Annotated in this window: 5 protein-coding genes; all 5 read left to right on the forward strand. The window is 66.0% G+C overall.

The features are described from left to right. The first annotated feature begins 10 nt into the window (after positions 1-10). The 5 genes from ENSA5_RS35230 to ENSA5_RS38835 all read left to right on the forward strand — a co-directional run bounded on the left by ENSA5_RS35230 (position 11) and on the right by ENSA5_RS38835 (position 10,051). Positions 11-1,246, forward strand: a complete 1,236-nt coding sequence (locus ENSA5_RS35230) for a sigma-70 family RNA polymerase sigma factor (protein ID WP_181198491.1) — start codon at positions 11-13, stop codon at positions 1,244-1,246. Continuing rightward, complete coding sequence (locus tag ENSA5_RS35235; protein WP_146156457.1) at positions 1,239-5,840, forward strand: hypothetical protein; 4,602 nt, start codon at positions 1,239-1,241, stop codon at positions 5,838-5,840. Before ENSA5_RS35230 ends, ENSA5_RS35235 begins: the two co-directional genes overlap by 8 nt. 6 nt (positions 5,841-5,846) lie before the next feature. Then, positions 5,847-8,858 carry a helicase-related protein gene (locus tag ENSA5_RS35240; RefSeq protein ID WP_106396108.1) on the forward strand — a complete coding sequence of 1,004 codons (3,012 nt, stop codon included), beginning with the start codon at positions 5,847-5,849 and terminating at the stop codon, positions 8,856-8,858. A 228-nt stretch (positions 8,859-9,086) separates the two neighbouring features. Further along, positions 9,087-9,851, forward strand: coding sequence for an ExeA family protein (locus ENSA5_RS35245; protein WP_106396109.1), 765 nt, complete (start codon positions 9,087-9,089; stop codon positions 9,849-9,851). A 29-nt stretch (positions 9,852-9,880) separates the two neighbouring features. Next, entirely contained in the window at positions 9,881-10,051 is a 171-nt protein-coding gene (locus tag ENSA5_RS38835) for a hypothetical protein (protein ID WP_181198492.1), read from the forward strand. Positions 10,052-10,060 lie beyond the last annotated feature (9 nt).

The raw sequence follows: 10,060 nt of genomic DNA on the forward strand, positions 1-10,060 counted from the left end.
GCCACGTGCCATGACCAGCTCGAGCCAACAAGCCATCGCCCGCGTCCTGGCCACGCGTGGCTTCGCGTGGGTAGGAGAGTCGGCTTTGCCGAACGCCGTCGAGGGGATCCCGCTGCTCGGCGATGAGGGCGAGCAAGTCGGCTTCGTCGCACGCCCCGAGGACACCCAGAGCGACCGCTACTCGATGCTCGACGCCATCGTTCCCCTCGAGTCCGCCGACCGCACGCGATTGTTCGAGGTCCTCGAACAGTCGGAGTTCGAGCTGATCCACAGGCTCTTAACCACCGTTGACGCGCAGCAAGAACAGTGGCTGCTCGAGGCCGACGCTCGTATCGACTCGAACCATTCCACGACGCTGGAGGAGGCTGACCTCCCCGGCCTCAGTCGGCGCGAGCGCGCGGAGATCAGCATGCGGGTCGCGCGGTCTGTCTTGGCTGGGGAGATCGACTTTGGTTTAGAGGTTCGCGCCATGCTCGACCGGATCCTCGAGCTGCGGCGCCGGTTGTTCGCGGACTCGCTCCGGTTTGTCGTCAGTCTCGTCGTCAGGTATGGCAAGCGCATGGACTTCACCACTGGCGTGCTCCGTGGGGCGCTGGGCCTGGACACGGCCATCGACCGCTTCGAGCCGGAGCGGCGCTTACAGTTCTCGACCTATGCGGGCTGGTGGATTCGCCAGAGCATCACCCGTTCGTCGATGGATTACGCCGCGGCATTGCGCATCCCCGTCCACGCGAGTGAGGAGGTCTCTCGCTTTTGGCGTGTTCAGCAGGAACTGTGGGCCCAACGGGGCTCCCGCCCCTCGGACGAAGAAGTGCGCGAGCGGGCCAGCATCAAGTACTCGATCGAGAGGCTCGGGAGCTATCGTCGCCGGGCACGGGCCGCCTATTTGGCGCGCGGCTCCCAGCTCGGACCGGCCGAGACCATTCTCGACGACGATGTACCCTCGCCGATGGAGGGCAACCCTGCGAGCGGTTGGGTTCGGGGGGCGCTTGACCACCTGTTGGCACAGATCGAGGACTACGAGCGCCGTCGGCCCTCCGACGGGCGCTGGTCCGCGATCGTCACCCGCCGAGTCCTCCGAACGCAGGTGGAGAAGTCCACACTTCGGGAGCTCGGCGAAGAATTCGGGGTCAGCCGCGAGCGGATTCGCCAGCTGGAAGTCACGCTCTTGTCGTTCCTCTCGCGTCGTCTGTTTGGCGAGGCGGAGGCCCTTCCGCCTTGGGCTTGGAGGGCACCCGATGAGTGACCTGCGCGCGATGGTCACCAGCTTGCTTCACGCGCTTCGTCATGCGGGCGGAGAGCGGGAAGTCGCGCAGTTCGAGGCCGAGTTCGAGCGGCGTGGCTGGGAGCTCGAACTCGGCGACCAGCTCACTGTGCTCGCCGCTGTTCAGCGCGCCGCCGAACGGGCTGCGCTCGCGGGTGCCGCTGCGGAGTCGACGGAGTCGACCGTACACCCGACGGCCACTGCCGCCACCGTTGTCGACCTCACGCCGCCGCCACCGCGTTTTGCGCTGCTCTCTTCTCTTGGCCCATGGGTCGAGACGCTGCCGGCAAAGTGGAAGTTCCTCGCGGCGGTCCACGAATTGTTCGAGTCGTCCGATCGCACGCAGCTCCAAGCCGCGCTGAGCGAGGTGTTCGTCGAGCAGCTCGGCTATCGCGCCTCGCGCCTCGATGACACACCGCGGCTGGCGAACCAAAAGACCCTGACCCACGCCTCGGTCGTCGCCCGCCATCAGCAGTTCTCCATCGTCATCGTCGAGTCGAACTACGCCGGGCCTCACCTCAGCTCCTATGAGCTCATCTTCACCCTTCACCCGCGTGCGCTCGTCTTTGCGCTCGAGCCCGGGGCTCGCGTCCGCGTCGTTTCTCGTCATACCGCCGCGGCAGCGCATCAACTCGGCTCGCGTGTGCTCCACGGACGCGGCAAGCGAAGCTTTCCGACCGACGATCCTGTCGTCTGGGCCCGCCGCCTGGCACTGCTAGAACCCCGGCCCGAAGACGATGCCCGCTCCCTTGCGCAAAGAGCCCACGATCTGCTCGCTGCCTCTGCCGCCGATCTGTGCGCCGACTGGGATGCGCAACCGGTCAATCCTGCCAGGCTCCCCGGTCGCCCCTGGGACAGCTCCGCGGACCTCGAAGTCGAGCAATTTCTCCAGCCCGACCCACAGACTCGCCGTCTCCATCTCGGGCTCGAAGCCGAACTGTGCGCCAGCTTCCCGTGGCGGAGTCGTGACGGATTTCAGGTCGACTACGTGGGCTACCAAGTCGACTCGATTCACCGCGACGCGGCGGCGGCCATCCGGAGGAAGGGCTCGACCCATGTCGTCATCTCCCTCGAACTCGCGCACGTTACAGCTGGCGGCGAGCCCGTCTCTTTTTCCGTGCCATTTTCCATCGTCGTCCCCGACGGACGCGGTCTATTTGTCGTGTTTGGTCGTGTGCTCGCCTTCTATCCCAAGGAGCAGGCGCACGTTACGTGGGAAAGCGAAGACGATGCCCAAAGTGAGCAGGTTGAGACCGAGGACGGAGATGAACTCGATGGCGATGGGGAGGACACCGAGGAAGACGAGGATGACTGGTCCGGACCCCAGGAATACGCCCATCCCAGCGCCTACTCAAACGCGGGGTTCGTGCCGCTGCTGCGTTGGGCGGTCGGTCGACGGCTGCGCTGGTACGGATGGAACTTCGCCAAGGCGCGGCCTCCGTACCCGTTTACGGTTCAGGCGTTCAAGGCATGGATCGGCCGATGGCGAGACGAGCACGGCGCCACGCGCTGCTCGTCCTACCCAGTCCTCAATCACCATCTCCAGCCGCCGCGCGTGGGCCTGCGTGTGCTCCCCGTCGACCGAGAGGCTCCGCCGCCGCCCTGGGCCTGTCTGGACCTGAGCAGCCGCTTGCCGGCTGGATTCGCGTATCCGGTCGCAGGCGCCCGGCTTGGGCCGGGGGGCGTGCTCGCGGCGCCCACGTTGACCGATGCTGGCTCCGTCCAGTTGTTGACCCGGGCCGCCGAGGCGACATCCTCCAACCCCCGTGTGCGCGGGCCTGGCAACGACGAGACTCGCACTGCGTTCATCGCTGCTCCGCTCGCGCGCTGGTCTGGGCTCACGGTCGGGGCGCTCGAGGACCCCCTGTCGGCGATCGCTGAGCCGCTCGAGGGTCAATTCCTTCGCTGTCCGGGACCAAGCTTGCGCGTCCTGCTCCCGCTGTCAGAAGGGCAGAGGCCGGTGCAATGTACCTGGCATACGGACATCCCGGCCCACGCTGATCTCGATGGGGCCCCGGTGATTCTCGTGGAGGTCGGCCAGACCATCGAGGTCGGGGAACGGTTGGTCCGAACCCCTCCTCACACCTGGGGGAATGACCCCGAGCAACGACCCCACCGGCTCATGGAGATCACGGACGAGATCGCGAGGGGGAGCGCGGCGGACTCGAGCCTGCACATCTACGCACCTCCGAGCTTGCGCGGTCGCTTGACTCGGGTCGACCTCGTCGAGGTTCGCGACGCTGACGGCACACTCCTGGCTCATCGTGTCAGCTTCGAGTCCATTACGACCGAGACCGTCGATCGTGCGCTTCTTCCAGACGGCAGGGTTGCTCTTGTCGAACTCGTTGGTCCCGAGGAGTTGCCTTGGGACGGCCACAGCGACAAGCTTGCCTCGGGCCTCGTCATCGACTCGCGCGTCGAGGCTCCCGAGTGTCCTGGCGGCTCCGCTGATGACCAGGAGCAATCACGGTGGCTCGCGGGCGCGACCGGGGAGCCGCTGGCGGTCTTCGACATACTCGGTGAGCTCACGTTGATCAGTCGCCGCCCTGTTGAACCCGACCCGGCCCTGCGCGTGCGAGTCATCGACAACTGGGGACAGCCTCGGGCCGACGGGGACCCTCAGATCGCGTATACCTACTTACGCTGGCTTCAGGCTGCTCATCCCGTCGCGGCCACACAGATCTACGCCGTCGCTAGCGAGCACGTGGGCGTCTTGCCGATGGCGACCTCGGCCGCACAGCTGGCGGTCGCGTGTCGAACGCCGCTGCCCTTCTTCGCGCCAGAAACGGCCGAGGGCGACGCAGCGACTCTCGGAGCGTACGACCCCCGGCGCCGCGCCGGGCACCCGCGACCATGGTGCGACGAGCAGGGCAGCCGAGGCATCTGGGAGTGGCGCTGCACATGTGGCCGGCTACGTGGGTCCACGCTCGCGGGGATGTCCTGCGCAATCTGTCTGGAGCCCGTGAGCCGCGAACGCCACCCCGAGATGCTGCATGAGTGCCCGCTCGCGGTCGCTGTCATCCACCCCTGGCGTCGCTCGTTGGTGGCTGCGCTTCTCGGACTGACTGAGGACGAGCTGCGTCGGATCATGCAGACCGAGGACTGCTCCGAGCTCGCGGATCTCACCGCCGCCGCGCTCGAGGCACCGCACCGCAGCCTCCACCGACGTATCGCTCAGACCGACGACGCGGATTTGCTCACGGCCTTACTTCAGCAGCACGCGGAGCTCGACGTGGCCCTTCGTCATGGTCTGAATTTGGACGACTTGTGGCTGACCGATCTACCCGTGCTGTCTCCGCGGCTGCTGTTCGATGGCTACCGACTCGGCGCTCCGGATCTCCTGGAGAGTCCCCTCACGAAGCACTACCGCTCGATCACTGCGGTCTCCGAGCTCACGAGCGGCCGTGTCGAGATGTTGCCGCAGCTCCGGCGGGCCCAGTGGGTCGAGCTCCAGCGCCGAGTCGAGCAGCTGTTTGGCTCGGTCGAGGGGGCCGAGCCAGGCACGCTCGCCGAATACTGGTCGCGGGTGTGGCCAACCCTCGCCGATGGCGAGCTCGCGCTCAGCGTGCCCGGCCTAGTCGCTGACGCGACTCCCGATGAGCTCGCTCGGTCTTGGACATGCGCGCTATGGCCGGGAGCCACGCTCGAGGGGGAGGACCGAGCGCACCACGGTGTGATCACGCCGACTGGTTTCCTTCCTCTGCCGCCACCCCCCATGTGTGCGCTCGATCCTCGGGACGCCCGGTCCTGGTCCGAGCGGGGCGCCTGGACCGAGTTTCTCGAGCACCACCTGACCTGGCTTGCCGCCGTGTTGCTCGGAGTCGACGGGCACGCTCGCGCACGCCAGGCCGTGCGCGCGGTCCTCGTGGCCGACCTGGCTGACTACTCCACAGTTGGGCGCGTGTTGCTGCGTGAGCTCGTCCGGGCTATGGCCCCGGCTTCCGGTCGTCCGAGCAAGCTCCTCGAGCTCATGCTGGGCCGCGTTCCCCTCCGCCTTCCCCGGGCGGATCAAGCAGCCTCTGAAGCCATCGAGCAGCGTCTGGCGGGCCTCGTCGACGCTGGCGATGCTGCTGCGATTGTCAGCGCCCGGGCCCTTGGCGTGATCCTCGGTGGGTTTTGGTGCGGCACGCCGAGTACCGAGTATCCCTCAGGCTGGCTGTGGGCGCACTCCGAACACGACGCGCCCAAGGACTTTCTTCGCATGGTCCCCCGCCTCGATGACGCCGCCTGGCGGTTGTGGCCCGACTTTGACCTGATGACAGACCCGTTGCGCGCGCTCGCACGCGGATCTGTCGTCCAGCCGCGAAGCCCGAGCGTGCGAGCCTGGTTCGGCCTCGACGCTGGTGAGCTACCTGTCGACATCGACTGGGGCGAGCCGCGAGCGCCTACCGAGGAGCCGGGTCCACCCGCGAGCGCCGCTGCCGAGAAGTCCGCACCCCAAGTCGAGGGCGAAGTCTCGACACCCACTCCAGTTGCCCCCGTCGATCCAGATCCGCCGACTCCCTTCGCGTTCGCACACGAGGCCGTTGTCGTCGATGTCTCCTTGCGAGCCTGGCTCGCCGCCCATCCAAGCTAGAGCTACATGTCCGTGCAAGACTCCTCTCTTCGCCAACTCGTCGCGCCCGGTGAGCTGCGCGCCGATCTGTTCCGAATCCTCGGTCAACCAACGCCAACCGACATTCTCGTAGCGGCCCCTGGTCTGTCGATTCCGTATCCGGGCTGTCGGCGCACGATCGAACACCCAGGCAGGCGGCTACCATGGGACGCGAGCCACGCTTTCCGCGCTGCTCTGCTCGCGCAATTTGCTCAGAGCATCGATCGCCTCCCACAAACAGCCGAATGGGAGGACCTACTTCGGGCGTGGACGAGCTCCCTCGCCGCCGGAGAGATCCGGATCCGTCAAGTTCAGCGTTCTCCGCTCTATTCGCGCCTGATCTCGCGGGCGGAGCACTCGATCGTTCCGCAGGCGCCTCTGGCTTTGAGCACGCAAGGGTCGGAGCTCGAACTCTCCGTCGAACTGCGTGGAAGCGAGCACCTACGCGCGCGCGCCTGGTTTGCCCGTCACTTCGAGGAGGCCGCGCCACTCGACGAGGAGGTTCTCAAGTGCCTCGAGGAGTCGTGGGCCGGCGGTTACTGCACGCCGCGGGACATCTACTACTTCACGCTCATGCGCTATTTTCACAGCTTCGCGGAGGGGATGAACCTCGAAGATGACGACAACCCCATGCTCGATCATCTCACGGACTTCCAAAAGTCCGCCTACGACTACGCCAAGATGATCCTCAGCCGCTACGGGGGGGTCTTCCTCGCCGACGTCGTCGGACTCGGGAAGACCTACATCGGCCTCGCTCTGCTGAACCACCTCAAGCGACGCTACGGAGAGCGCGCTGTCGTGATCGCGCCGCCGAGCGTATGCCCGGCCTGGGACCAGTTGGGCCACGATCTCGACATCAACCTCAAGACCATCTCGATCGGTAAGCTCGAGGAACTCGACGACTACACCGACCGGGAGGTCGTCGTCATCGACGAGTCCCACAACTTCCGCAACTCCGGTACGCTGCGCTACGAGACTCTGCAGCGCTGGCTGCGCCCCGACGAGAGCGCGTCCCAGCGCAAGGTCTTGCTGCTCTCGGCGACACCGCAGAACAACCGCCCCGAGGACATCAAAAACCAAATCGCGCTGTTTCCCGACAATTACACCAAACTGCCCTTCGAGGACCGCGATGCGTGGTTTCGAGACGTCGCCATGGGCCGCGCCTCGCTCCGCGACCTGCTTCAGCACATCGTCGTTCGTCGCACGCGACGCGACATCTCCCGCTCCTACCCGGACGCCAAACTCCGCGTCCGTGTCGGACCGGGCGAGTACGAGGAGCGCCCGCTCGCTTTCCCGACCCGGCTCTCTGGCGAGGAGCAGTGCCTCCGCTACTCACTCGACTCGACCTACGGCAAGCAATTCTACACCGAACTGCTCGAGGCCATCCGGACGATGCGATACCCGCTGCAGGGCGTCGGTCACTACCTGCGCGAAGATGCCGACGGCGACGCGCGTGTCTCCGATCTTCGTCGGGGAGCCAGTAGCGTGCGCGGGCTGTTCAAAGTCCTGCTGCTCAAGCGCCTCGAGTCGAGTATCGAGGCTCTTCACAACACGCTCGCGCGTCTCGACACCAAGCTCGCCGAAGGCCTCGAGCAGGTCGAGCGCGGCCGGGTTCCCCTGCCTCCGCGAGCGCGAGCGAGCGAAGAGGCCGACACCGACACCGCGAGTTCGCTACCCATCACCTTGTTCGAAGGTAAGCGGTTGCTCGAGGACATCCTCGCCGACAAGCAGACCGTCGGCCGCCTCGTGCATCAGGTCAAGATCCTCAAGGTGCGAAGGGATGAAAAGTTCGAGCGCCTGATTGACTACCTCGACCAGCGCCAACCCACGCAGCACAAGACCATTATCTTCACACAGTTTGCCGATACGGCCCATTATCTGCACGACAAACTCGGCGAGCTGTTTGGGCGCACTGAGGTGGTCACGGGAGCGAGTTCGGGGATCATCAAGATCGCCCGACGCTTTGCACCCGTGGCCAACCGTATCCGGAAGCGCAACGTAGACACCGAGATTGACCTCTTGATCAGCACGGACACCTTATCCGAAGGAGTCAACCTCCAGGATGCGGACACGCTGATCAACTACGACCTGCATTGGAATCCTACACGTCTCATTCAGCGCGCAGGTCGCATTGACCGCCTCGGAAGTGAGCACGACGAGATCCATGTGTGCGGGTTTGTTCCTCAGCGCGAGCTCGAGGCCGACCTCAAGCTCGTTGAAGTTCTGCAAAGGCGCATCCGCGAGTTTATCGAGGTCTTCGGCGAGGACAACAACATTCTGCCGGGCCACGAGCGTCCCGACATCGACCAGGTCGAAGCCGCGTACACTGGCGCGGCCCTCGACGCAGCCGACGCGAGCGACGAACTCGATGGCCTCAGCCGCCACTCCGATGAGCTTGCTCGCCTCCGCAAGGCTGAACCCGCCTACTTCGCTCAGATCATGGAGATGCGGTCAGGCCGCCGGGCGGTGAGCCAGGCAAGCCCGTCCATCGTCGCCACCCGCTGTGGCTGGTACTGGGAGTTTTGGACTCCGGTCGGCGCGGAAGAGCTCGATCGTGTCGGGACGAGCGAAGCCTTCGAGGTGCTTCGGCGTCACGCCGAGGCTGGGGAAGCGTCAAAATTGGAGCCCGCGGTTGACGAGCGTCAACTCGTCGAGCGGGCCCGCGCACAGTTCGAGCCGCTCGTCGAGCTCTTTCGTCAGCGCCGACTCGAGCCACAGCTGTCCAAGCTCGAGTTCTACGTCCTCGATCGCCTCGGTCAGTACCGCAAGAAGTGCCCTGAGCCCAAGCGGCCACTCCTCGATCGCCTCGAGGCCTGGGTCAAGGGCGGGTCTGCTCAGTTGGTGATACGCAAGCAGGCCAGGCTGTGGAAGAAGCACAAGCTGGCTCCCGCGGTCGTGTTCGAGGAGGCTCGACTGTTGATGGCGCGCTTTCCCGCACAGGACGAGGACCTTGGCGATCCGGAGATCGTGGGTACTGTCTTTGGCCCGCCCGTAGCCTGAGCAGCTGGGCCACGATTAACGCTGCGGCGAGGGCGGGGTCTGTGGTCTGCGCGAACTCCGTGACCTCGCCAGGGCTTGTCGCTCGGAAACATGAAGTCGGCGACGGTGTAGCGATCGAAGACCGTATAGTAGTGCTTCGATCGCCGGCCATCACACGCGAGCTGTCGCAGCTGTTCGAGCGGCAGGTTCTTCCACTTTGGCCTCACGGCGCCGCCCTTCTCCAAGGGCATCGAGGACGAGCGGCTGTGGCTGCCGGCCTCGAAGCTGGCGATCATCGACGAGCTCGCGTCGGCGGTCGAGGGCCGGGAGCACGCCGTGCTCGTGGGCGAGCCCGGCGGGGGAAAGACCTGCTCCCTGCGTGGCCTACGTCAGCGCCTGCCCGAGACCGAATTTCGCCTGACCTATTGTCACAACGCGACGCTGGGTCGGCGCGACTTCTATCGCCAGCTGTGCATCGCTCTGGGCCTGTCGCCCAAGGCGACGGCGGCCGCGGTCTTTCACTCGGTCAGCACCCACATCGAGGAGCTCGGCCGCGAGCGCGTGCACCCGGTCCTGCTCCTCGACGAGACGCACCTGCTGCATCCGCAGGTCCTCGATCACCTGCACGTGCTTGCGAACTTTCACTGGGACCGCAAGCCGCTCCTGTCGCTGGTGCTCGTCGGCCTGCCGGAGCTGTGGAATCAGCTCTCGCGGCGAAAGAACCGCTCCTTGTGGTCGCGGATCCACTGCCGCCTCAGCCTCGAGGCGCCAACGGTCGCGGACTCGACCGAGTACGTCGAGTATCGCCTGCGGCAGGTCGGGGCGAGCAAGCTGCTGCTCGGCGCCGGGGCGCTGACGATCCTGCACGAGGCCACGCGGGGACAGCTGCGGGACATCGACCGCGTCGCCACCAACTCCCTGCGTCTGGCCGCGCGCCGCAAACAATCGGTCGTCGACCGCGAGCTGCTCGAGTACGTGCTCGAGCGCGAGCAGCAGGCGGGGCTGTCGACGTGAGCGCTCCTGGATCTTCAAATCAGGTCGAGATGGCCATGCTCGACCTGCTCTCCTTGATGCTCAGCCTGGTCATCGAGACCCTCGACCAGGTCCCCGACACGCACGGGGTCGCCGGCCAGGCCCGGGACCTGCAGGACGCGATCAGCTCCTACTGGCGCGCCGTGCATGACGGCGAGGGGGAGGACGAGCTGCCTTTCTGAGCGTGGATC

Origin of the sequence: Enhygromyxa salina (assembly GCF_002994615.1) — a bacterium.
Lineage (GTDB): Bacteria > Myxococcota_A > Polyangia > Nannocystales > Nannocystaceae > Plesiocystis > Plesiocystis salina_A.